The sequence below is a fragment of the Thermosulfurimonas dismutans genome, from assembly GCF_001652585.1.
In the GTDB taxonomy this organism is placed as follows: Bacteria; Desulfobacterota; Thermodesulfobacteria; order Thermodesulfobacteriales; family Thermodesulfobacteriaceae; genus Thermosulfurimonas; species Thermosulfurimonas dismutans.
Genome location: NZ_LWLG01000001.1, coordinates 269,273 through 293,035, shown reverse-complemented (window position 1 = coordinate 293,035; position 23,763 = coordinate 269,273). Strand labels below are relative to the sequence as shown.

The 23,763-nt window shown below is 49.5% G+C and carries 20 protein-coding genes; 11 read left to right on the top strand and 9 right to left on the bottom strand.

All coding sequences use genetic code 11. The annotated features are described in order from the left end of the window. Positions 1-36 precede the first annotated feature (36 nt). Positions 37-2,697 carry a PhnD/SsuA/transferrin family substrate-binding protein gene (locus TDIS_RS01600; protein WP_068668584.1) on the top strand — a complete coding sequence of 887 codons (2,661 nt, stop codon included), beginning with the start codon at positions 37-39 and terminating at the stop codon, positions 2,695-2,697. Here TDIS_RS01600 and TDIS_RS01595 read toward each other — a convergent pair. Genes TDIS_RS01595 through truD form a run of 3 tightly spaced genes read right to left on the bottom strand, consistent with a single transcriptional unit; the run spans position 2,686 to position 5,383 of the window. Further along, positions 2,686-3,246: a D-glycero-alpha-D-manno-heptose-1,7-bisphosphate 7-phosphatase gene (locus tag TDIS_RS01595; protein ID WP_068668582.1), complete on the bottom strand. Its 561-nt coding sequence runs from the start codon at positions 3,244-3,246 to the stop codon at positions 2,686-2,688. The two genes, TDIS_RS01600 and TDIS_RS01595, sit on opposite strands and share 12 nt — an antisense overlap. Then, a complete protein-coding gene (gene waaF, locus TDIS_RS01590) occupies positions 3,243-4,214 on the bottom strand; it encodes a lipopolysaccharide heptosyltransferase II (protein WP_068668580.1) in 972 nt (323 codons plus the stop codon). Before waaF ends, TDIS_RS01595 begins: the two co-directional genes overlap by 4 nt. Next, entirely contained in the window at positions 4,214-5,383 is a 1,170-nt protein-coding gene (gene truD, locus TDIS_RS01585) for a tRNA pseudouridine(13) synthase TruD (RefSeq protein WP_068668578.1), read from the bottom strand. Before truD ends, waaF begins: the two co-directional genes overlap by 1 nt. Positions 5,384-5,430: 47 nt before the next feature. On the opposite strand from truD, the gene TDIS_RS01580 reads away from it, so the two are divergent. Then, the gene (locus TDIS_RS01580; protein WP_068668577.1) at positions 5,431-6,762 is read left to right on the top strand and encodes an EAL domain-containing protein; all 1,332 of its coding nucleotides are present in this window, start codon (positions 5,431-5,433) and stop codon (positions 6,760-6,762) included. Between the two features lie 19 nt (positions 6,763-6,781). Here TDIS_RS01580 and extKL read toward each other — a convergent pair whose 3' ends face one another. The 3 genes from extKL to TDIS_RS01560 all read right to left on the bottom strand — a co-directional run bounded on the left by extKL (position 6,782) and on the right by TDIS_RS01560 (position 8,921). Further along, a complete protein-coding gene (gene extKL, locus TDIS_RS01570; RefSeq protein ID WP_248595816.1) occupies positions 6,782-8,014 on the bottom strand; it encodes a multiheme c-type cytochrome (seleno)protein ExtKL in 1,233 nt (410 codons plus the stop codon). A 126-nt stretch (positions 8,015-8,140) separates the two neighbouring features. Further along, positions 8,141-8,335 (bottom strand): DUF2905 family protein, encoded by a 195-nt coding sequence (locus TDIS_RS01565; protein ID WP_244147462.1) that lies wholly within the window; start codon positions 8,333-8,335, stop codon positions 8,141-8,143. 1 nt (position 8,336) lies between these two features. Then, complete coding sequence (locus TDIS_RS01560; protein WP_068668567.1) at positions 8,337-8,921, bottom strand: epoxyqueuosine reductase QueH; 585 nt, start codon at positions 8,919-8,921, stop codon at positions 8,337-8,339. A gap of 59 nt (positions 8,922-8,980) precedes the next feature. Between TDIS_RS01560 and TDIS_RS01555 the strand changes: the two genes are divergently transcribed. The 4 genes from TDIS_RS01555 to TDIS_RS01540 are packed head-to-tail and all read left to right on the top strand — an operon-like array spanning position 8,981 to position 12,285. After that, positions 8,981-10,192: a cation:proton antiporter gene (locus tag TDIS_RS01555; protein ID WP_068668563.1), complete on the top strand. Its 1,212-nt coding sequence runs from the start codon at positions 8,981-8,983 to the stop codon at positions 10,190-10,192. Between the two features lie 51 nt (positions 10,193-10,243). Beyond that, positions 10,244-10,771: an FmdB family zinc ribbon protein gene (locus TDIS_RS01550; RefSeq protein WP_068668562.1), complete on the top strand. Its 528-nt coding sequence runs from the start codon at positions 10,244-10,246 to the stop codon at positions 10,769-10,771. A 1-nt stretch (position 10,772) separates the two neighbouring features. Then, positions 10,773-11,492: a 4Fe-4S binding protein gene (locus tag TDIS_RS01545; protein ID WP_068668560.1), complete on the top strand. Its 720-nt coding sequence runs from the start codon at positions 10,773-10,775 to the stop codon at positions 11,490-11,492. A 1-nt stretch (position 11,493) separates the two neighbouring features. Then, positions 11,494-12,285: a 4Fe-4S binding protein gene (locus tag TDIS_RS01540; RefSeq protein WP_068668558.1), complete on the top strand. Its 792-nt coding sequence runs from the start codon at positions 11,494-11,496 to the stop codon at positions 12,283-12,285. On the opposite strand, the gene TDIS_RS01535 is transcribed toward TDIS_RS01540, so the two are convergent. Continuing rightward, positions 12,266-13,093 (bottom strand): hypothetical protein, encoded by an 828-nt coding sequence (locus TDIS_RS01535; RefSeq protein ID WP_068668556.1) that lies wholly within the window; start codon positions 13,091-13,093, stop codon positions 12,266-12,268. The two genes, TDIS_RS01540 and TDIS_RS01535, sit on opposite strands and share 20 nt — an antisense overlap. After that, entirely contained in the window at positions 13,044-13,832 is a 789-nt protein-coding gene (locus TDIS_RS01530) for an energy-coupling factor ABC transporter ATP-binding protein (protein ID WP_068668554.1), read from the bottom strand. The genes TDIS_RS01535 and TDIS_RS01530 overlap by 50 nt, the downstream gene beginning before the upstream one ends. 60 nt (positions 13,833-13,892) lie before the next feature. Here TDIS_RS01530 and trkA point away from each other — a divergent pair, with 60 nt between their 5' ends. After that, complete coding sequence (gene trkA, locus TDIS_RS01525; RefSeq protein ID WP_068668818.1) at positions 13,893-15,242, top strand: Trk system potassium transporter TrkA; 1,350 nt, start codon at positions 13,893-13,895, stop codon at positions 15,240-15,242. Then, on the top strand, positions 15,239-16,696 hold the full coding sequence (locus TDIS_RS01520; RefSeq protein ID WP_068668552.1) for a TrkH family potassium uptake protein: 1,458 nt from the start codon (positions 15,239-15,241) through the stop codon (positions 16,694-16,696). The genes trkA and TDIS_RS01520 overlap by 4 nt, the downstream gene beginning before the upstream one ends. Here TDIS_RS01520 and TDIS_RS01515 read toward each other — a convergent pair. Then, on the bottom strand, positions 16,693-18,804 hold the full coding sequence (locus tag TDIS_RS01515; protein ID WP_068668817.1) for an ATP-dependent helicase: 2,112 nt from the start codon (positions 18,802-18,804) through the stop codon (positions 16,693-16,695). The genes TDIS_RS01520 and TDIS_RS01515 overlap by 4 nt on opposite strands. A gap of 241 nt (positions 18,805-19,045) precedes the next feature. Here TDIS_RS01515 and dnaN point away from each other — a divergent pair, with 241 nt between their 5' ends. The 3 genes from dnaN to TDIS_RS01500 are packed head-to-tail and all read left to right on the top strand — an operon-like array spanning position 19,046 to position 23,752. Continuing rightward, positions 19,046-20,158, top strand: a complete 1,113-nt coding sequence (gene dnaN, locus TDIS_RS01510) for a DNA polymerase III subunit beta (protein WP_068668550.1) — start codon at positions 19,046-19,048, stop codon at positions 20,156-20,158. A 14-nt stretch (positions 20,159-20,172) separates the two neighbouring features. Continuing rightward, a complete protein-coding gene (gyrB, locus tag TDIS_RS01505; RefSeq protein ID WP_068668547.1) occupies positions 20,173-22,569 on the top strand; it encodes a DNA topoisomerase (ATP-hydrolyzing) subunit B in 2,397 nt (798 codons plus the stop codon). Further along, positions 22,562-23,752 carry a multiheme c-type cytochrome gene (locus TDIS_RS01500; protein ID WP_068668546.1) on the top strand — a complete coding sequence of 397 codons (1,191 nt, stop codon included), beginning with the start codon at positions 22,562-22,564 and terminating at the stop codon, positions 23,750-23,752. Before gyrB ends, TDIS_RS01500 begins: the two co-directional genes overlap by 8 nt. Positions 23,753-23,763: the final 11 nt, after the last annotated feature.

The window sequence follows — 23,763 nt, the reverse complement described above, 5'->3', positions numbered from 1 at the left end:
CTTGTATTTAAGGCTTTCTAGAAATATTATGGATTTATGTTGGTAATTCATCTTGTTTTCCTCTGGATATCCCTCGTTTTTAGCCCTGTCGCGGTTTCAGCCCAAACTATAACCTTTGCCGTCCTCGCCAAAAGAGGAAAAGAGGCCGCCATTAAAAGGTGGCAACCCTTAGTTGATTATCTCCATGAGACCACTCCTTACACCATCAAACTGGAACCTCTTCCTTTCGAGGCTTTGAAGGAGGCGGTCCAAAAGGGCCAGGCGGATCTAGTACTGGCCAACCCGGCCATGTATATGGAATTTAAGGCCTGCTGCGGGCTTTCACCGATTGTGACCATGAAAAACCTCAAGTTCGGAAAAACCTATACCCGTTTTGGAGGGGTCATCTTTACCCGCTCGGAGCACAGATATCTATCTACTCTTGAAGACTTTAAAAAGGTTAAACCTCTAGTAGGCACTGTGGATCCGGCCTCCTTTGGAGGCTGGCTCATGCAGTGGCGAGAATTCATGCAGGCGGGCCTCAAGCGGGGGAGGGACTTTAAGGTTCAATTTTATAAGACTCATGACGCCGTGGTCTATGCCGTGCTGAAGGGCGTGGTGGATGTGGGGTGCGTGCGAACGGACATCCTTGAGGCCATGTCCGCCGAAGGCAAAATACGCCTCAAGGACCTAAAGCTCATCCATCCCCAAAGAGCACCCGGATTTGATTTGTGGCTCAGCACTCCTATTTACCCCGAATGGCCCCTGGCCCGGGCTCCGACCTTGAAGGATGAGGTGGCCGAGGTTTTGGCTTCCGTGCTCCTGGCCCTACCCAAAGATTCTGAGGTGGCCAGGGCCACCGGCGCGGCTTGGACCATTCCCCACAACTATCAGCCGGTGCACGAGTGCCTACGAGAACTGGGTGTGGGCCCCTATGCGGAACTCAAGGCCCAGCTCATGTATGAGGCTAGGGAAAAATACCTCAAGCTCATCATCAGCCTAGCCCTTGCAACCATAATCGCGGCCCTAACTGCCTTCTATATCTTTTCGCTCAACAAACGTCTTTCCAGGGCCTACCAAGAACTAAAGAAACACCGAAATCACCTGGAATCCCTGGTAAGTGAACGGACCCTTCACCTTGAAAAAACTACCCGGAATCTAGAGGAAGAGGTCGAGGAAAGACGGCGGGCCGAAAGAGCGACCTCCGAAGAAAAGGAACGGCTGGCGGTCATATTGCGTTCTCTTACGGATGCCGTAATCGTCACCGATATCACTGGCCGAATCACGCTCCTAAATCCTGCGGCCGAAAGACTTCTAGAAATAAGCGCCCAAATTGCGCTTGGGAAATCTTTTTGTGAACTCATTTCTTTAAAAACAAAAGAAAAGAAATCGCGTCTTTGTAGAGATATCCTACATTGGGCTTCGGTTGAAAATAAGCTAATAAGCTTCAAAGAAGCCGAACTCAAACTACCATCTGGAAGAACCCTGCTTGTAGAAGGAGTAGCCACACCCGTGCATTCAGAGGCCAACGAGGTCCTGGGAAGCGTAATTGTACTACGGGACATCACCGCCCGGAAACGACTCGAAGAAGAGGCCCTCAAGGCCTCGCGGCTTGAGACCCTGAGCCTCCTGGCCTCCGGGGTAGCCCACGACTTCAACAATCTCCTTTCGGCCATTGTTGGTTACCTCAATGTCATTCGTCTAAAGCTAAAGGATCGAGAGCTTGAGGAGACGGTGAACAAGGCCGAGCGGGCCTGTTTTACGGCCAAAACTCTCACCCGCGAGCTTCTGACCTATACCACCGGCGGCGGCCCGGTAAAGCGTATGGTCTCTCTTGTCGAGTGTATACAAGAAAATATTAGCTTTGCCCTTTCGGGGTCAAAAATCAAGGCCGAGATAGACTTTCCCCTCGATCTGTGGCCGACGGAGGTTGATCCGGATCAGATGAGCATTTGTCTACACAACATCCTTCTCAATGCCCGTCAGGTCATGCCCGAGGGCGGGAAGGTTTACATCCGGGCCCGGAATGTCAAGCTCGATTCTCCCAATCCCTTCGGTCTTCCGCCTGGTCCTTATCTTGAAATCGAAATCGAGGACACCGGGCCGGGAATTCCAGAAAACATACTGCCTCACATCTTTGAACCCTTCTTCACCACCAAGGAGGGCGGCTCTGGGCTGGGGCTCTTTAGTTGTCACCGCATCGTGGAAGCCCACAACGGAAGGATTCTAGCAGAATCTCCGCCAGGAAAAGGCGCAATTTTCCGGATCCTCCTTCCGGCCAACCCTGAAGGGAAAGTGGAAACTCACGAGAAACCCTACGAGGCTGGGACTAAAACCTGCTCTGCCCGAATCCTCATTATGGACGACGAGGAAGGTGTAAGGGAACCCGTGGCCGAGATCCTTAGGCTTTCCGGTTTTGAGGTAGAGACCGCCGAGAACGGAGAACGGGCCCTGACGATCTTCAAACAAGCCCTGGACGCCGGAACCCCCTTCGATCTGGTGATCCTTGATCTAACCGTGCCAGGAGGTCTGGGAGGCCGAGACCTTTTACCCAAACTACGGAAACTTTTCCCGGAAGTTAAGGCTATTGTGGTCAGTGGCTATTCTCAAGACCCAGTGATGGAAAAATACAAGGAATTCGGATTCAACGGTGCCATCATTAAACCTTTCTCTCATCAGGCCCTTCTTGCGACTATAGAAAGGATTTTATCGGAGTGAGCCCAGATCTTCAAGAATAAGATCTGCGGCCTCCCGAAGATCCTGCGCTACAATATGGGGCTTAAGCCCCTTCTGTGGTAACACGTATTCCAGTTCTCCTCGGCCGTAGCCAGTAAGTACTAGAACCCCCCTGGCTCCTACTCTTTGGGCCAGCTCAATATCCACCCAACGATCACCCACCACATAGGAGCGGGAGAGATCGAGATCCAGCTCTTCCGCGGCCCTGAGGACCATTCCAGGCTTCGGTTTACGGCAATCGCAGCCGGCATCAGGAAGGTGAAGACAGACATAAACCCCATCCACCTCCGCACCTTCGACAGAAAGTCTCTTCAAGAGCTCTCGGTTGACTTCATGCACCAGGCTTTCCGGAAAATACCCTCTGGCTGGACCGGTCTGATTGGTCACGATGACTACGGCAAAACCGGCCGCCTTAAGCCGCTTTATTCCTTCGGCTGCGCCCGGAATAATCTTCAGGCGCGAAATATGGTTCAGATAGCCCACTTCTTCGTTTACGGTGCCGTCTCGGTCCAGAAAAACTACTGGTCTCATGGATTGCAGACCTCCAAGGCTTTTTCCAAGACCTCCTCCACCGAAATCTCTGTAAGGCAGATATACCCCCTTTTACAGGTTCTTTTGAGACAGGGGCTGCAGGGAAGATCCTTCTTTACAATTTTGGCACGAGGGTTCAGAGGGCCCGTGGCCTCCGGGTCGGTAGAGCCAAAGATGGCCACCTGGGGCCTTTTCAACGCCGCCGCTACATGCATGAGCCCGGAATCGTTTGAGACAAAAACGGCTGCCTTGGCAATTACGGCCGAAACCGCAAGAAGATCGGTACGTCCACAAAGATTGCGACTATGAGGGAGATCCGCAAGGATCTTTTCTCCGGCAACTCTTTCGGCCGGACCACCCACCACCACCACCGAAAAACCCCGCCGGATAAATTCCACCGCAAGCGCTCGGAAACGGTCCGGTGGCCAGCGCTTGGCCGGCCCATACGCCGCTCCCGGGGCCAGGACGGCATAAGGCCCCGGGAGCTCACTTAAAAGGCTTGCAGTGTAAACTTGCATTTTCTCTGGGATAAAAAGTTCAAGCTCTCTATCCCTGATCTCATACCCCAGAGACGAAATAAGGTGGAGATAATAATCCCGCTGGTGGAGTTTTAGACGAGGAGGCCTCACAGCCTTAGTCAGAAGGTATCGTCGGCCATCAGTAGGGTAGCCCATTCTTTCCGGAATCCCCGCCAGAAAATAAATAAGCGCCGAAGAAAAGGAATTGGGAAGAAGCAGACCGCGCTTGAAACCATAGGGCCTGATCGCCTTAGCCGTCCGAAAGATTCCAAGCTTCCCGTTTGCCAAGGGAATAAACCCTTTGACCCCTGGAAAAACTTCGAAAAGGGGCTTCAAAAAAGGCCGCCCCAGAACCAAAAATTCCCCTTCCCGGGCCAAGGCCTTGAGCACCGGGGTGGCCATAACGGCATCTCCAAGCCAGTTTGGAAGACGCACAAGAAGCGTTGCCATCAAAAGTATCCTCTCCTAAAAATCCTTTTGAGGACCAAAGTGGCATAGGATCCCTTGGGGAGGAAGTACCGAAAAACGGCTTTCTTCTTTCCGGGATGTCTTTCGTCCTCTTGTAAGCTAAAGGTAAGCCCCTCTGGAAATATAACAGCCTCCCGGGGATACGTTTTGAAGACCAGGCCTTTGACCAAAGTCCGAAGTTTTGACAGGGCTGGAATGCCCTCTCGTGTAAGGACCTCCTCGTAAAGGATTCTCACATCAGGAGTCAGTTTGAGCCTCGGGCTGGGCAAAGGCAGTCTCAAAGAGCTTAACTCCTCTAGAGCCTCTGGGGACAATTTCTCATAAAAGGCAAACTCGCCAAGGAGATAAGGAACAGTGAAGTGGTCTAAATTTCTTCTGTTAAGATATCGCCTTAGGATCTCATTCCAGAGGTAGGCCTGGTAAGCATGGGCTAACATGAGAAGGTACTCGGCATCTATCAAAGCAAAAGCCCGTTTAAAAGTCCTCTTGCTAGGCTTATGGGCGACCAGAAATTCAAGGAGACGCCTCTCCCAAGGACTGGGAGCCAACTCAAGGCAAGATTCCACCTTAGGCCAATTACGACGCAGGCATTCCCGAAACTTCTCGGTGCGGCGATATTCGTATTGGGAACCCTCAACCAGCAGAAGATAAAGGGCTCTTTCATAGTTTCCAAGGACAGCCTCCCTAGCGGCAAAACCCTGGCCATGTCTAACAGATCCGAACCGTTGTTCATCAAAATAGTTAGGAAGCCCGAAACGCTTAACCGCCTCCACCTCTTGCGAAAGCTCTTCTTCGGAGGCTTCTACCTCTCTAACCGTGATCTCAAAAAGGTTTCCCTGAAGTCTGGCCTTCGACATGGGAGAGGAGACCTTCCCTAGGTATTCCAAGGTCCAACCTTCGCCGTGAAGATCCTTTTTGGGCCCCTGGGGGATAGTCACAAACTGATAAGAGACGGCATGACGATCCTTGAGGCCTCCATAGCCGATCTCGTCCTGTCGCCGCCGTAGCTTTCGAGCTATCTCGCCTAAAACATCCCAGGTAGTAAGGTCGCGTTTTTTTAAGCGATATAGGGCGTAATTCCCTTGTCCTTCAGGATGAATGTCGGCTACCTCATAGACTATGAAATCTTCTGGTATCTCCTTAATGTGCATACTTGTTTTTAAGGCTCCTTTTAAGTTATAAATAAAAAAGATAACTCATGAGTAACTATTTCGAAATCTTAAAAAAGCGCCTATCAGAGTGCGAAGAAGAACTTAACAGAGCTCAAGCGCTCCTTCTACTTGATCCTCTCACTGGCTTTTTCAATGAACAAGGTTTTAAAAGAGCCCTTTCAGCCGAAATGTCTCGATGTCTTAGAGAAGACCACTTCGTCGCTATTTCACTAATCGAAATACAAAGTTTGGATGTCCTCCAAAACGTTTATGGAGTCTATGGCGTCCAGAAAGTAGTGGCCTTCGTAGCCCAAGAGCTCAAACGTATACTCCGAAAATACGATATTTTGGGCACTACTAATAAAGGCCTCTTCTGGGCAGTTTGTTCCGTCAAACGAAGTAGCGAAGGCGCCAAAATCTCCGAACGACTTTACAAAAAACTCAATCAATTGGTTTACGACGATGGTGAAATCGTCTTTTCGATCAGGGTGGCTATCATAACTCGCATAGTTTGCGGGACTCAATGGATACCTGAGATCCTGAATCAACACTTAAAACTCCTTCCCAAGGCCCGCTTAGCCCAGGAACCCTTAATCCTTTTGGGCGAAGAAAATTCTAAAAGAATGATCATTGAGAGTGAAATCTTCAAAACCATCTCCCGCGGAGAACTGGCCCTGGCTCTTCAGCCTATCATAGACATTCACACCAAAAAGGTGGTCTTTTATGAAGTCCTAGCCCGCTATGTATCCGAAAACGACACCTTTCCGGCCCAAGTCTTTATGCCTGCGGTGGAGACCCTAGGACTATTTCGAGAAATGGATCGGCAAATTCTTTACAAAGCTTTAGCCGTTCTTAAGGAATCTCCTGAAATAGAAAAACTTTCTATTAATATTTCTCTAGAATATCTCTTTCGAGAATTGGAAAGTGATCTGCTTCGCTGGACCAAAGAACTTGAGATCCTCCACGAGGCGGTAATTCTAGAAATCACCGAACGAAAAAGCCCATTCTCTCCCCTGGCTTTGTCTTCTAAGCTCCATTTTCTCAAAAGCAACGGTTTTAATTTGGGTTTAGACGATTTCGGAGTAGAAATCTCAAACCTCTTCCTCCTTCGTGAAATTTCATGGGATCTAGTTAAAGTGGACGGACGCTTTATAAAAGGTCTTGTAACCAATAAGTTTGACCAAGAAGTGGTGCGCTTCCTCTCCGGTTGCACCAAACTTTTGAAATTCAAGCTTGTGGCCGAACAGGTGGAAGACGCTCATGTCTTCAATGAACTTTTTAGGTTCGGTATCCACTACGCCCAAGGCTTTTTCTGCGGCAAACCGGAAATTATTCCGGAGACCCGATTCCTTAAACCTCCAAGGAGGGAGGAGGGGTGAACCCCCCTCCTCAAGAGTTTTAAAGCTCAGGATACGTAACCTCCTTCTTTTCAGAATAGATAAGGTCGCACTTACTGCCTTTTATACAGTAATAAGTTTTCACTTCTATTATCGCCTCTTTGGTATCCTTGGGAAGGGTAAAAAGAAAGCGTTCCTCTCGGGTCTTTATAGGGGGCAAAGTGAGATCTAAAATTTCCTTGATCTGCCAGGCCCCATATCGCATACGACCCTCAATGTCCAGACCGATCTCGAAGAATTCTCTCTTTTCCTGGTGGAGGACTTTATCACTCCGGGGATCCTTGGCGGTCACTTCCAGGACCACCTTGCCTGACCAAAGTCAGCCGTCAGGTATCCGGTGTCCGGCTCTATTGGTAAGAAAAGCCTCTACATTCACTGCCGGAATCCATTTACCTACGCCATAACGGAACCCTTTGATCTCAGCCTGAAAATCAAGACCTTCTTTGACAATTTCCAAGTCATGGCCTCCAGGAAACCGGTGTCCTCGGCCCTTGGCATACATATGGCATTCTTGACAGGTCTTGCGCCCTCCAAGGGAGATATACCCATGATAGTAGCTTTGAGACAGGGTGTTACACATAGTACTTTCGCCATCAGAAGCGACATACACTCCGTGGCACCAGGCACAAAAGGCCGCACTTTTCAAGGTGGGCGTGTATTCCGTAGGGTGCTCGGCCTCTACATCCTCATTGGCAGTATAAATAGTCTGCGGATCAGGCTCTCCGAACCAGCCCGGCGCCGCCCGGTGAACTACAATATTATGGCAGGCATAACAGGAGATGTTCAACTTGGAAAGCTTGGCCACCGCCCTTTTGAACCGGGCTTCGTCTTTGGCCTCTTTGGCCTTTTTGGCCTCGATCATCAATTCCGCTATCTCTAGGGCCAGCCTTTCCGTGGCATATCGAACCTGGGGCAAATGGCAGTCTAGACACTTGAGTACCTCCTCTTTGTTAAGCTCCTTCTGCCATTCTTTAGGAACTCCAACCGTAAAAAAATTTGCTATACCCTTGATAGAATCTACCATCGAACGCGCATGAAAGGATTTTTCCCATTCGTGATAGATGTCCTCGTGACATTCCATACACTTCTTGGAACTGAAGGTCGCCACAAATTCATCGAAGTTGTCAATCAATCTTCCAGTGGGGAGCTCCAACTTTTTTTCATCGGCATAGCTTGAAAAAGATATCCAGAAAAACATAAAAATTAAAAATAAGAACCTAAAACTTTTTAACATAATACACCTCCTTATTAGTTTTCTGTCTAAAAGTAGTATCCATAAGAAATGCACTTTTTGTCAAGATAAAATCAAGAAATCTAAATTTCTATGGATTTTTATTTTTCGAAAAATAATATTCTCGATTTATCTCTTTAAAAGACTGAAAATTAAAGTTAAAAGGAGGCTTAAAAGTAGGCAGGTGGCCAAAGGAAAATAGAAGGTGAAATTGCCTTTGCGGATGAGAATATCTCCGGGAAGGCGAGGCCAAGAGGAAATTTTGGGAAGAGCCAAGGTTAGAAGACCGACCAGGACAAGAAACAGCCCGAAGAAGATGAGCATTTTAGCTAATTCGGTGAAAGGATTCATGGCGTTGCCTCCTTCGGCGAAGTTTCTTGTCGTAGCGCTCCTCCTCGCTGAATATACAGCCGCAATAAGGCTGACGATAGATACCCAGGGTGATGGCCTCTTCTTGGCCCTTACGATATCCGGGCCGGAAATCCTGATAGAAAAAAGTAACCTTAAACTGGGCCGCTAGGGCTTCTCCGATGTCACGGATGAGTTCATGCTTTTGGAAGGGACTGTAGAGAAGGGTAGTGGTAAAGGCCTCGGCCTTGAGTTCCGCGGCCAGCCGTGCGGTCTCCCTGAGTCTTAGGTAGTAGCAGACCTCACAACGATCGTCTTCCCGGAAAATGACCTCCCGCAAAAAAGTCCTTAGACCGTAGTCTCTGTTCCAGATGACCTCCAAGTCCTTTTTTTCGGCCACCTGTCTCAAGGCCGAAATACGCCGCCGGAACTCACGATAAGGATGAATGTTGGGGTTATAGAAAAAACCTATAGCCTCAAAACCCTCCTCCCTCAAAACCTTCAAGGGGTAAAGGGTACACGGACCACAACAGATATGTAGCAGAATCTGCTTCTTTTTCATTCTCTTAAAAATATTAATCCTTTAAATCCTTTTGACCACGGTTGTAGTAAAATGGAACTATGGCTTTTGCTCATCTCTTACCCAAACTTTTTCTCCTTCTTTTTGCGGCCTGGGGACTAGGTAGGCTGGCCCTGCGTTTGGGGTTTCCCATGCTCTTAGGAGAGATCCTGGCCGGTGTTCTTCTGGGCCCCCCCATTTTCGGGGTGGTTTCCCACTCCGAAAGTTTGAGATTCCTCTCCGAGCTGGGGGCCTTTTTCATCCTCTTTTACGCCGGGCTTGAGATCGAACCTCGAGAACTTGAAAAATATTTTTTCCGAGCCCTCCCCATAGCCCTAGGCGGCTTCTTCTTGCCCTTTGGCCTCGGTCTCGGCTTAGGTCTTCTCATGGGAATACCCTATCTTCAGGCCTTGGTTCTAGGGCTCCTTCTCTCGGTGTCCGCCATCGCAATTAACCTCTTGATTCTAAAGAAATTCGAGCTTCATCGCCTGGCCTTTGGACACTTGATATTGGCAGCTACTCTTTTTGTAGAGCTTCTCGCCATCCTATCTTTTACGGCGGTCTTTGAAATCTACCAAAAGAAACTTTTTGAATACGGAGCCTTGTTTTGGTCTGGATTCAAAATCGTCCTCTTTTTTGCCTCCACCGTATTAGTAGGAAGGTTTTTAGTCCCTCCTTTGGCTCGACGTTTCATCAAAAATGAAGATCGAGCCTTTACTTTTTCTCTCCTTGCGGCCTTAGGTTTGGCCTATCTAGCCGAAGAACTTGGAATCCATATAACCTTGGGAGCCTTTCTTGCAGGACAGTTCGTAAGCGAAGAAATTTTCGATCCGGAGGTCTTTGAGAAATTGAAGCAACGCTATTTTGGTCTCACCTTCGGTTTCCTTTCGCCAGTCTTCTTCGCCTCCTTGGGCTTTCAGTTGCAAATGACCTTTTCTTTGGAATTTCTTGAGCTGGCTTTACTGTTTCTTGCCATAGGTCTCCTAGGGAAAGTGATCGGAAGCGGTTTTTTTCAATGGCTCAGAACCAGAAACCTTTGGGAATCTATCGCTTGCGGCCTAGCCTTAAACGGTCGGGGAAGCGTGGATCTGGTGTTGGCCTCCGCGGCCTTTGAAACCGGACTTCTCTCCCCGGACCTCTTCGGGGCCTTGCTTTCGGCTATTTATGCCAGCGTTCTCGTTACCCCTATTCTCCTTAGATGGGCCCTTAAACGGGTCTGTGCCGGAGGTCACAGTCCCCATTTATGCCCGGAGAGTAAACCTCCCTTGACCTAAATCAAGGTCTAAAAGCGAATAAGTTTTATCCTAATTTGCAGGAGGTTTAAAATGCGTTGTCCGGGACAGGATACCCGATACTGGAAAGAAGACGCCATCTTTGAGGCTCCGTGTCCCTTTTGTGGGGAGGAGATCGAGTTTTTTAAGGACGATACCGTAAGGAAGTGCCCTGCCTGTGGCCAACAGGTACCTAACCCCCGCATGGATTTCGGGTGTGCGGCCTATTGTCGGTTTGCGGAACAGTGTCTGGGAAATCTGCCTCCAGAGCTACTGGCTCAGCGAGGAGAACTCCTTAAGGAACGGGTAGGACTGGCGGTGAAACGGATAGTTGGGAACGACTTTGAAAGGCTTGAGCGCATTCTAGGACTGGTGCAGAAAGTAGAGGCCCTAACAAAGGTGCGAAAGCGTTCTCCGGGAGCCCCGCTTATAGCCGCTTACTTGTTTTTCCTGAATTCTAAGGAAAGACAACAGGTCTTTAAAGAGGCCAATGTCCCGGAGGTTTTACGGGAAGAAATCCTTTCCGTAATTTCCAGACTTGGCGAAAAACCAGAACCCAAAAACTTTTTAAAGGAGGATTAAAATGGCTAAGACTTTACGGAAGATCATCGAAATTGATGAAGAGTTGTGTGACGGCTGCGGGCAGTGTGTGCCGGCCTGTGCGGAGGGGGCTATTCAGATCATAAACGGCAAGGCCCGCCTGATAGCGGAAAAACTGTGCGATGGCTTGGGAGCCTGTATCGGAAACTGCCCTAAGGGAGCTCTCAAGATAGTGGAAAGGGAAGCCGAAGAATTCGACCATCAAGCAGTGGAAGAGCACCTACAGCATTTACGTGCAAAGGAGACCTTGGCCTGCGGATGTCCTAGAAGTCAGGTACGGGAATTCGAAGCCGTTGTTACTGGGACCTCTGAGGCTGAAATCCCTTCGGCTCTAACGCAGTGGCCGGTCCAGATCCGCCTAGTGCCGCCCACCGCCCCTTTCCTCAAAGGGGCCGACCTCCTGATCGCCGCCGACTGCGTACCGGTGGCCTATCCAGAGCTTCATACTAAGATGCTTCCCGGCAAAAAGATCATGATCGGATGTCCTAAATTTGATCCCGCGGAAGAATACGTAGCCCGCTTGAGCGAGGTTCTAAGGCAAGCCCAACCCCGGAGCGTAACTTTAGTTATTATGGAGGTTCCCTGCTGCCGAGGCCTGGCCATGATCCTTGAGGAGGCCCGTCGAAGGGCCGGGATTGAAATACCCATCAAAGTCCAGGTGGTAAGCGTAAAAGGCGATATCCTGCAGGAGGAGGAGATTTAGGATGCGATGGACCCCGGAGGCCGAGGCCTGGCTCAAACGGGTGCCCTTTTTTGTCAGAAAAAAGGTAAAACAGGAAGTTGAAAAATGGCTCTCCGCTCAGGGTAAAACTGAGGTTACGGAAGAGGACTTCCTCAAGGCCAAGCAAGCACTGAGGGGCAAGGCTTCGGAGGCCCGAGAGGGCTTTGCGGTAGAAGCCTGTTTCGGGGGAAGCGGTTGCGAAAACGCCCTCACAGATTCAAAAAAGCTGCTTTCCAGGATAGAAGAGATCCTAAAAGCCGCCGGACTTACGGATTTCTTAAAAGGAAAAGTTGGCGGACCGCTCAAGCATCACAACGCCTTTCGGGTAGGACTTTCAGAGTGTCCCAACGCCTGCTCCCAGATTCATATTAAGGACTTCGCTATTCATGGCCGGATCTTACTTGAAGTAGAACCAGGCCTATGTAGTTTTTGTGAGTCCTGCCTTGAGGTTTGCGAGGAGGAGGCCATAAGGCTATCGGAGGCCGGTCCCTTGGTGGACGAGGAGCGTTGTGTGGCCTGCGGAGCCTGCACCCGGATCTGCCCTACCGGGGCCCTGCGAGAGGCCAACCGGGGTTATCGTATCCTCGTGGGGGGCAAACTCGGAAGACGACCGAGATTGGCCACCGAGCTCGTACCCTTTACCGACATCGAAGGTGTGCTTTCAATACTCGAGCGGGTACTTAAAGTGTATCAAGAAGAGAACCAAAAGGGAGAACGCCTCGGGACCATCATAGAAAGATTGGGCTTTGAAGAATTTAAGAAAAAAGTGCTTTAATGAAGGCAAAAACCTCTTCCGGAAGAGGCCTTGCCCACATGATATGAAAAAAGGTCTGTGAACCCTCTACTCTTATCTGGCGAGTCATACCCACTAATCCCAAGGTGAAACCCTTCTCATCGGAGACATTAATACTGCCCCTCAAATAAATTGGCAAAACGTGCCAATCAAAAGAAAGGACTTTTTTGGCAAAAACGCAGGCCCCGCCTCTAGAAATATCCTTGAGGAAGGTTACTAACCCGGAAGTCTTCAAGATCTCTGAAAATTCATCCACTACATTTTCGTTCTGGTCTATAATGAGGTCGTATACGTATCCTTTGTTCACAATCTCAAAGGTTTCTTTGGAGATATTGGTATCTCTAAGGAGGAAATATCTTTCCGAAAAAAGGGCTTCAAAGAGTGAAATAGGTAAAAAAGATATGAAAACCGCTTCTTCACGAGGAATCTCTAACCTTTCCTCCATTCTGGGGTTAGTGATGGCAAGTTTTACTTTATGATCATCTACCACTTCTTCTACCTTCCCTTGAAGGACATAGCGCTCTTTGGGAGTGGCCACCACCAGGACTAAGTTTTCGTTGGGTTTGATCGTAGGTTTATCCTCTGAAAATGCTATTTTAAGTTCCTTCCCCGCACCTTCTTCGACTAGAGCCTTAAAAGGTTTTCCTTGATGAAAGGCGAGAATCTCCTTTTTCTTAAAAAGCACTTCAGCCCTTATAGGCCTGGGGAGCTTATCGAAAGAATTGATCTGAAGATTTCTTTTATAAAGCGTCTGGCGTAGATAAGAGGGAAGCCTTATCTTTTCGGGCATATTCAACCTCGCCTTTCAAGTATCTTACAAAAAGGGGGAGCTCAAGGCCATAACTCTTGAGAAGCTTTTCGTTCAGGATCACATCCGATGGCCTTCCGCAAGCCACGACCTTTCCCTGATAAAGAACCACTACCCGATCAGCCGTCTCATAGGCCAGTTCCAAGTCGTGAGTGGCAACGATTCGCGTAAGCCTAAGACCTTTCATGAGCTCCAAAAACTGTTTTCGGGCCCGGGGATCGAGGTTACTGGTAGGTTCATCAAGGAGCAGGACGTCGGGTTGCATAGAAAGCACAGTGGCCAGGGCAACCCGCCGCCGCTCTCCAAAACTCAGGTGATGAGGACTGCGCTCTTCGAAGCCAGAAAGGCCAACCTTCTCAAGGGCCTCCTTCACCCGGCGGTGAACCTCCTCCTCGGAAAAGCCCATCTGCCTAGGACCAAAGGCCACATCCTCATAGACCGTAAGGGAAAAAAGCTGGGTGTCCGGATCTTGAAAGAGGATCCCAATCTCCAGTCGTCGAGGGTCCTTGAGACCATTTAAGTGACGGCCTTTATAGAGGACTTCTCCCTCTACGGGAATGAGACCGGCCAAGGCCAAAAGCAAGGTAGATTTGCCAGCCCCGTTGGGACCAATAATCGCTACCGCTTCCCCAGAAAAGACCTCCAGGTTTACCCCTCGAAGGGCCTGCCGGCCATCGGGATAGGTATAGCTTAAACTTCGGACCTCAAAGATTTTTGTCATTTAAAATTCATTTTAGCATGGGGTTTGCTTCTGCTAAAGTTTGGGCTAACCTTTCCGGGTATGAAACGCATCCTTATCGTGGGAGCTGGAGAGGTAGGCTATCACCTAGCCGAAAGGCTTTCGGCCGAAGGCCACCAGGTAGTGATCATCGAAACCAATACTCAAAAAATAAAACGCCTCGAAAAACTCAACATCCTTGCGGTAAAGGGAAGCGGAGCCTCCGCCAAGACCCTTGAGGAAGCCGGTATACGGGAGGCCGATCTCTTTATTGCGGTCACCAACAGCGACGAGATCAACCTCATTTCCTGTCTCCTAGCCCGGGAATATGGCGTTCCCCGAAAGATCGCTCGGGTAAAGAGTGAGGAATATCTCTCACCGGAGTCGCCCTTGAACGAGGAAAAACTAGGACTAGATCTAATCGTCAACCCTGTGCGAGCGCTTGCGGAGGAAATCGTCCGGCTTTCCCGGTTCTCTCAACTTTCCGACTGGGAAGAATTTGGTGGAGGACAGATCCTTCTTATTGGCTATCAGGTAAGGCCCAAAACGGCTCTTGCTGGAGTTAAGATTTCGGATCTCATGGAACTCCGCAAACTTTACGCTTTCCTCATCGTGGCTATCGTGCGAAAGGGTAAAACCATCATCCCTCGGGGAGATACCATTCTGAGACCACAAGATAGAGTCTTTCTGATCTTAAAAAAGAAAGACCTCAAGGCCATTGAACATCTTTTAGGAATAAAACTTGCCCCTCCCAAAAAGGTTTTTGTCATTGGCGGCGGCAAGGTGGGCAAACTCGTGGCCGAACAACTGGAAAAAGAAGTAGAAGAAGTAGTAGTAGTAGAAACCGATCTTGAACGTTGTGAACTCCTTTCTGAGAGCCTTTCCCGAGCCCTAGTTCTCAATGTTGATGGCCTTGAGGCCCAGGAACTGATCAAAGAGGGGCTAGATAGGGCAGATTTGGTGATCTCGGTAACCAATAGCGACACCGTAAATATCCTTTCGGCCCTGCTGGCCAAACATTATGGGGCCCAAAGGGTCATCATTCGCGTGGATCACCCGGATTTTATCCCCCTTCTTAATCCTTTAGGAATTGATAAGACCCTCTCCTCTCGCCTGGTAACTTCGGATCAGATCCTGCGGTTTGTAAAAAGCAGCCGGATATTTTCTGTAACCAGTTTTCTGGAAACCATGGTAGAGGTGGAGGAAATTGAAGTCCCACCGAAAAGGACATTTGAGGAGGGCGTAAAGATCCGAGAACTCGACCTTCCCGAAGATACTATTGTGGGGGCCCTTTACCGTAACGGCGAAGTCCTCATCCCTTCCGGAGAAACCGTCATAAAAAGCGGAGATCTCTTGGTGATCATAGGTCTCCGCAAGGGTCTTTCTAAGGTAGAAAAGATCTTCGAATTATGAAACTCGGAGTCCTTCTCTACTTTCTAGGGGGTTTCCTCCTCTTTTTTTCGGTAGCTTTACTTCTTCCCCTTTTAATAGCCCTTTGGTATCACGAGAGTATCTGGTGGGTCTTTCCGGTCTCAGCGGCCGTTTCGGCCTCGCTAGGGGCCATCCTTATTTTTTCCATAAAAAGCGAGGAAGACCTGGGTTACCGGGAAGGGTTTGCAGTAGTGGCCTTCTCGTGGATCCTTGCCGGTGCCATAGGGGCCCTGCCCTATATCCTTTCCGGAGTCCTTTCGCCGGTGGACGCCCTTTTCGAATCTGTTTCCGGTTTCACCACCACCGGTTCCACGGTCTTCGAAAAACTGGAGAACCTTCCCCGAGGACTTCTTTTCTGGCGTTCTCTTAGCCAGTGGCTTGGTGGTATGGGCATTATTGTGTTGTCGCTAGCCATACTACCATTTCTCGGGATCGGAGGGGCCCAGCTTTATCAGGCCGAAGTACCGGGATTGGTCAAGGACCGCCTCACCCCTCGTATTCAGGACACTGCCCGCATCTTGTGGAGCGTTTATGTGCTCTTCACCCTCGTAGAAACCCTGCTTCTACTGTTGGGAGGTCTTTCTCCCTACGAAGCTATATCCCACGCCTTCACCACCATGGCTACCGGGGGTTTTTCCACACGGACCGCAAGTATAGGGGCCTTCGATTCAGCCTACATAGACTACGTAGTAACCTTTTTCATGTTCCTTGCGGGTACCAACTTCGCTTTGCATTACCGGGCCTTGAAAGGTGACCTCAAAGTCTATCTTCAAGACGAAGAATTTCGGTTCTATTTTATGGTCACTCTGCTCGCTACCCTGCTCTGTCTGATCTTCACTCTACCAAAATACGGGCTTATTTCGGCCTTCCGTTACGGAACTTTTCAGGTAGTCTCCATTATGACCACCACCGGTTACGGCACCGCGGACTACGATGCCTGGCCCCAGATTTTGAGACTCATGATGGTGATCCTCATGTGCTTCGGTGGTATGGCCGGATCTACCGGAGGCGGCGTCAAACAGGTCCGTATGCTCCTTTTCTTTAGATTTATAAAGATCCAGTTCCGAAAGCTCCTACACCCCCGAGCAGTGGAAACCCTCAAATATCAGGGCGAAAGGGTTCCGCAGGAAGTGATCCAGAGTCTTTTCGGATTCTTGGCCCTTTATCTCTTGATATTTCTTGCAGCCTCATTTATCGTCTGTGCTCAGGGAGTTGATCTTGAGACCGGAGTTTCGGCCGTAGCCGCCACCTTAAACAACATTGGACCAGGACTGGCGAAAGTGGGGCCTACCCAGAACTTCGCCCATTTACCCGATCTATCCAAACTGGTCCTCACTTTCTGTATGCTCGCGGGACGTTTAGAACTCTTTCCCATGATGATCATCCTCACCCGCTCTTACTGGAAGGACGTCAAAGGCCCGAATTTTAGGTTCTAGAGTCTCTCCAAGCGGGCAAACTTAAGATGGAGGGTCTTTTCGCCGTGGGTGATAAAATGGACGCGAATCTTTTCTTCGCTGAGAACGTCACGGACTTCGCCTTCTCCGAAACGGGGGTGCCAGACCAGATCACCCGGCCTGAACTCACTGCCAGTTTCCTCGGAAAGATCTTCTTCTGGCTTTTCATCTCGGTAAGGCTCAAATAAAGAACCTGGCAACTCTTCCAGAAAACGGGAGGGTTTGAGGATGACCCGACCTTCTCCCGGCACATAACCGGTTACCGGATAGCAAAGATAGAGATTTTCACGGGCTCTAGTTACAGCCACGTAAAATAGGCGCCTTTCTTCCTCAAGTTCCTCCTCACTGCCGGCGGCATAGGCCGAAGGAAACCGACCTTCAGAAAGCGAAATCACGAAGACCGTGTGCCACTCAAGTCCCTTGGCGGAGTGGATGGTGGAGAGCACCATATGGTCCTCGTCCTCGGTCTCAGGCTCAAGACCGGCCACTGATGATTCTGGAGGCTCAAGGGCCAGATCCGTAAGGAACTCCGCTAAATCTCCGTACTTATGAGAAAGCGTGATCAAACTCTCGAGATCCCTCTCACGTTTGGGATAGTCATCGTGATAGACCCGCTCAAGGATGGGAGAATAGTAGTCCACCAGCTTTTCGAGTTTTTCTTCCACCGAAGACAACTTCTGGAGCTCCCTCAGGACTTCAGCCAAGGCCGCAAGGTGCCTTTCAAAGGATGGCTTGGCCCTAAACTCCGAAAGAGCCCGAATGGGATCCGAGGAAGACCGAAGGTGGGCTATGATCCTCTCTGCGCTCCGCGGGCCCACGCCCTCAAGCAGAAGCAAGGCCCTGTTCCAAGAAAGAAAATCGTAAGGGTTGAGTAAGATCCGGAGATGAGCGACCACATCTTTGATATGTGCGGCCTCAATTAGTTTCAAACCTCCATACTTTACGAAAGGAATATCCCTCTTGGCAAGTTCGAGTTCGAGATCGAAGGAGTGAAAGGCCGCCCGGAAGAGAACGGCCACTTCTGAAAGGGGCACGCCTTCCTCCCGGAGTTCCAGAATGCGTTGGGCCACAAAGCTACTCTGATCGGCCTCATCCCGGGCACGATAAATTTTAGGTTTCCGACCACCTTTCTTTCGTGTAAAAAGACACTTAGTGTATTTCTCACGGGCCCTTTCGATGACCGCGTTGGCCAGATCCAAAATAGGCTGAGTGCTCCGATAGTTCTCCTCAAGCTTTATGATACGGGTCCCAGGAAAGAGTTTCGGGAACTCCAGGATATTTCTAAAATTGGCGCCCCGGAAGGCGTAAATGCTCTGGGAGTCATCTCCCACCACCATTACGTTTCCGTGTCCTTCGGCCATGAGCCTCACAATTTCGGCCTGGAGGCGGTTGGTGTCCTGATATTCGTCCACCATAATGAACTCAAAGCGCTGAGAGATTTCTCTTCGTACCGCCCGATTTTCGAGAAGGACACGGTACCAGTTGAGAAGCAAATCATCGTAGTCCATAAGTTGATGTTCCTGCTTGTAGCGCTGGTATTCAGCAAATAACCGCTCTATATCAGGAAGATGATCTAGAAAATGGGGATATTCCCTTTCAAGGAGTTCGGAAATGGTTTTTCCCTGGTTTACAGCCTTACTGAAAAGGGAGGCCAAGGTTGACTTTTTCGGAAAACGCTTGCTCTTTTCCGAAAATCCGAGGGCGGCCCTCAAAAGGTTGATGGCGTCCTCGGTATCCCCACGGTCAAGCACAGTAAAATTCGGCCCATAGCCTATGAGATGTCCGTACTCTCTAAGCATACTATGGGCCAGGGAATGAAAAGTGCCACCGGATACGCGCTCACAAGAGGCGTCCAAGATCATAGCCGCCCGTCGCAGCATCTCCCGAGAAGCCTTACGGGTAAAGGTTAAAAGAAGGATCTTTTCCGGAGGAACGCCTTCTTCCACCAGACGGGCTACCCGGTAAACCAAGGTGCGAGTCTTTCCAGAACCCGCCCCAGCTATGACTAAAATCGGCCCAAAAAGAGTCCTTACGGCCTCAAGCTGGGCCGGATTGAGCTCTTTTGAGTAATCCACACGCCTTCCCTTCAAAAACACCCTGTAGTATAATCCTTCTTCAAAATAAAGAAAGTGCCCATTCTTAGATCTCCGGTGTTCAAATATTTTGGGAAAAGCTGTTGAAAGGGAGGTTGAAAATTACGTCTCCAAAATTCAAGATCTTTTTCAACACCTTTTCTGACAATGAAGTTAATCAAAAAGTCTCAGAAAAAACTTTAGTTAGATCTTTTACAAGGAAAAGCTCTGAATCAATTTCTAATAAGGAGAATGATATATGAAAGCTATAGTAGATAAGGAAAGACTTTTGAAAGTCTTGAGCAGGATACAGGCCGTAGCAGACAAGAAGTCTTCTATGGCCATCCTTTCTACGGTGTTGGTAGAAGGACGGGAAGAAAAGCTTACTTTTTCAGCTACGGACTTAGAAATAGGCTATCGGGGAACTTTGGTTTCGGATATTGAAGGCGAAGGGGCCTTCTGTCTTCCGGCACGCAAATTTTATGAGATCGTAAAGAGTTTTCCTAAGGAAAATGTAGTTATTGAGACTGCGGACGGCGAAGGGGTAGTGGTAAGGGATCTGGATGAAGATCTGGCCTATAGACTGGCAGTCTTTCCGGCAGAGGATTTTCCTAGTCTTCCGGAGATCTCGGGAGAGGCTATGATAGACATACCGGGGGAGACTCTGGAAGAGATGATTGAGAAGACCATATTTGCGGCCTCTACCGAAGAGGCTCGGTATGCCCTTTCGGGTATTTTCGTAACCCGGGAGGGAGATGACAAGCTTAGAATGGTAGCCACCGATGGACATCGTCTTTCCCTTATAGATCGTGAGGTTCCCGGGGTGGAAAGCCTGGATCTTTCCGAGGGGGTAATCGTGCCCCGTAAGGCCGCTCAGGAAATGAAGCGTATAGCCGCTGACGAAATGGTTGTAAGGATTGGTGTGCGGGAAAATCATTTTCTACTTGCCTCTTCTGAGGGCATGCTCATGGCCCGTTTCATAGAAGGCCAGTTTCCGGACTATCGGGCTGTCATACCTCAGGAGAGCGGTCGGGTGGTCGTTTTTGACCGAGCGAAGCTTTCCGAGGCCTTAAAACGAGTTACCCTTCTTTCCACTGAAAAATACAAGGTAGTGCGTTTCGAGTTTTCTCCGGGTGAAGTGGTACTTATCGGAACCGGAGGGGAACTTGGAGAGGCCCGGGAGCGTCTTACGGTGGCCTATGAGGGCGAACCCTTCACCATCAACTTCAATGCCCGCTATTTACTTGAGGTCTTCAATGTGATGGCCTCTGAGGAAGTGGAGCTTGATATTGGTTCTGAGCGCACTCCCTGTCGCATTACCGGTTCCAAAGATGAGGGCTTTATGGCCCTGGTAATGCCGATGGCGCTTTAAGGAGTCTTTGCGGTATGTCTAAGCAAACCTACGGTGCTGAAAGTATTAGGGTCCTTTCTGGTCTTGAAGGGGTTCGGGTAAGGCCAGCCATGTACATTGGTTCCACCGGCCCGGAGGGGTTTCATCATCTCCTCTGGGAAGTTCTGGACAATTCGGTGGACGAAGCCCTGGCCGGCTATTGCAACCAGATTCAGGTAGTCCTCAATGCCGATGGTTCGGCCACTGTAGAGGACAATGGACGGGGTATTCCGGTTGATATCCATCCCCAGGAAGGTATCTCAGCCCTTGAAGTGGTGATGACACGGCTTCATGCCGGCGGAAAGTTTGAAAGAGCGGTCTATAAGGTTTCCGGCGGTCTTCACGGGGTGGGGGTTTCAGTGGTAAACGCCCTTTCGGAGTGGCTTGTCGCCGAGGTTTACCGGGAGGGTTTTATCTACCGCCAGAGCTATCGGCGTGGAATTCCGGATGGGCCGGTTGAAAAGATAGGCAGGACTCAGAAGACTGGAACTCGGGTGACCTTCAAGCCCGATCCCGAGATCTTTGGGGAGCTAGAATTCGATTACGAGGTCATAAAAAACCGTCTTCGAGAGTTGGCCTTCCTAAATCCCGAGGTGAAGTTCATTTTGAGGGACGAGAGGACCGGGGCCGAGGAGACATTTCATTTCAAAGGCGGTCTTTCGGAGTTCGTCAAGTACCTGAATCGTAAACGTGAACCTATCCACCGAAAAATTGTTCATCTTTCCGGGGAAAGGGATCTAGTAAAGGTCGAAGTGGCCTTACAATATCACACTGGTTATACCGAGACCGTATATGCCTATGTCAACAACATCCACACCCGTGAAGGAGGCAGCCATCTGGTAGGTTTCCGGACGGCTCTGACCCGGGCCATCAATCGCTATCTCTCCTCGGCGGAAGGTCTTCCCAAGAATATGCGGGTCAAGGTGGAAGGTGAGGACGTAAGAGAAGGCCTCTGCGCCGTCATTTCTTTGAGGATGCCTGATCCGCAGTTTGAAGGCCAGACCAAGATGAAACTAGGGAATAGTGAAATTAAGCCCTTAGTGGATTCTATCGTTTTTGAGGGCCTCATGCGGTTCTTTGAGGAGAACCCCGGAGAGGCCAAGAAGATTATGGCCAAGGTGGTGCAGGCCGCCCGAGCCCGGGAGGCCGCCCGTAAGGCCCGGGAGATCGCTCGCAAAAAGGGAGAAGCTCTAGAGACTCTAGTGGCCGGGAAACTCGCCGAATGTCAGGAAAAGGATCCCGAAAAGAGGGAACTTTTCATCGTGGAGGGTGATTCCGCAGGCGGTTCAGCCAAACAGGCTCGTGACCGGCGTTTCCAGGCTATTCTTCCCTTGAGGGGAAAAATCCTTAATGTGGAAAAGGCTCGCATAGACAAGGTTCTTTCCTCCGAGGAGATCAAGCAGTTAGTAGCTTCTCTTGGTACGGGTATCGGGCCAGATTTTGATCCCGAGAAGGCTCGGTTTCGGCGTATTATTATCATGACGGACGCAGATGTGGACGGGGCCCATATCCGGACTCTACTTTTAACCTTTTTTTATCGCCAAATGACGGAACTTCTAGAGAGGGGATGGCTTTATATTGCCCAGCCTCCTCTCTATCGGGTAAGTGAAAACAAGAAGGATATCTATATTAAAGATGATGCTTCTTTAGACGCGTATCTTTTTGGAAGGGCCTTAAAGAAGGTAATCCTCAATCTTTCGGGCGAGATCGTTTCGGCGGACCTCTCCCGAAGGATACTTGAGGATATGGCCGGTCTTGAGCGAGCCCTTTCGGAGCTTCTGCGTCGGGGTATCCCTCCAGATGGGGCCCTGGTTCTAGTTTCTTCGGGTTTTACCCGGGCGGATCATTTTGATTCTGAGGAGCGGGTGGCTGAACTGGCTGAAAGGTTCAAGGAGAAAGGTTACGCGGTTGGCCGCTTAAAATCCAGTAGTGAAAGACCGGAGGCCTACGAATTTGAGGTCACCTCCCAAAAAGAGGGTTATCTTTCTTACACTGTGGGTCCGGCCATTCCGGTAAGAAGGGAATTCCGGGAGGTGGTTCGCTTTTATCGGAGATTGGAACCCTACCTCGGAAAAAGGGTAGAGATAAAGATAGGAGAAGAAAAAAGAGCCTACCAAGATCTTATCTCTGGGCTCTCAGAGATATTGGTTTTGGTGAGGGATACCGGTAGAAAAGGTCTCCATATCCAGCGCTATAAAGGTCTTGGAGAAATGAACCCCTCCCAGCTTTGGGAAACCACCATGGATCCCGAAAGAAGAATTCTTCTTAGGGTGGAGGTTCAGGACGCCGCGGAGGCCGATGAACTGTTTTCGACCCTTATGGGAGACAAGGTTGAACCTCGCAGGGAATTTATCCAAACCCACGCCCTAGAATACCGTGAACTGGATGTGTAGGCTTATTTTAAGTCTTTTGACTCTTTTTTTAGGAATTCTCAGTTCAAACTCCTGGCCGGCATCTTATGTAGGTTCTGAAAGTTGTAAAAAATGTCACCCCAAGATCTATCAAGGTTGGCGTTCTACGCTCCATCCCTACATGTTGAGAAAGGCCCGTGAGGGGAGTCTAGTTTCGAATTGGAAAGACACCACCCTGAAATTTGGAAAAAAAGAGATTCGTCTAAAAAAGATAGGTTCTGAGTATTGGGTAGAGATAGAGCGTCTTGGAAAAAAGAAGTCTTATCGGGTGGATTATGTCTTCGGCGGAAATTGGAAACAGCTCTATCTTACGGTTTTTCCAAACGGCGAGATCCATATTCTTCCTATAAGTTGGTTGGTTGAGGATAGAAAATGGGAAATAAACAAGTATTGGCCGGGGACGGTTTATCAATACCAGTGTATGGGCTGTCATGTCACCGGTTTAAAGATTGTTCGAGATGCCAAGGGGAAGATTATAGAGACCCGCTTTAAAGAACTGGGGGTGGGCTGTGAGGCTTGCCACGGTCCGGGAGAGGAGCACATAAAGGCCCCTGCGGAAAAGAAGAGCGAGACCATCGTCAATCCGGCCCGTATTCCTTATACTCGCAGGGCGGCCATGGTTTGTGGGGCTTGTCATAATCGCGGCGAAACTCTAGATGGTCTTTACCGTTATCCCGTAGGTTTCCTTCCAGGCACTTCCTTTGACTTCAATTTCGTCTTCAAACCAGTGATCTATCCGGATGGCAGTTCCAAAGTCAATTATCAGCAATACCGAGACTGGTTAGAGAGCGGTCATTACCGGGCCGGAGTGATGTGCTGGGATTGTCATGAAGTTCACAGTAAAGGCCGTGCCAATCGCTTCCAGACCAAACTTCCTGGAAATAAGCTTTGCCGTAGCTGCCACGAAGTAGAGAGAAAGGGCGTCCACGGCCTACATAGTGTTAATAATTGTATAGGCTGTCATATGCCTCTGGTGGGAAGGAGAGGTATAAATCGGGATGTCCATAGTCATCGTTTTCGGGTAATTTATCCGGCGTGGACCTTAAAGATTGGAAGTTTTGAAAAACAACCTAACTCTTGCAATGCCTGTCACTATCACAAAAAGGATAGTCCCGAACGGTTACAAAAGTTACTGGATTATGCTAAAGAAGGATTTAGCTTTTAATTACGAGGTTT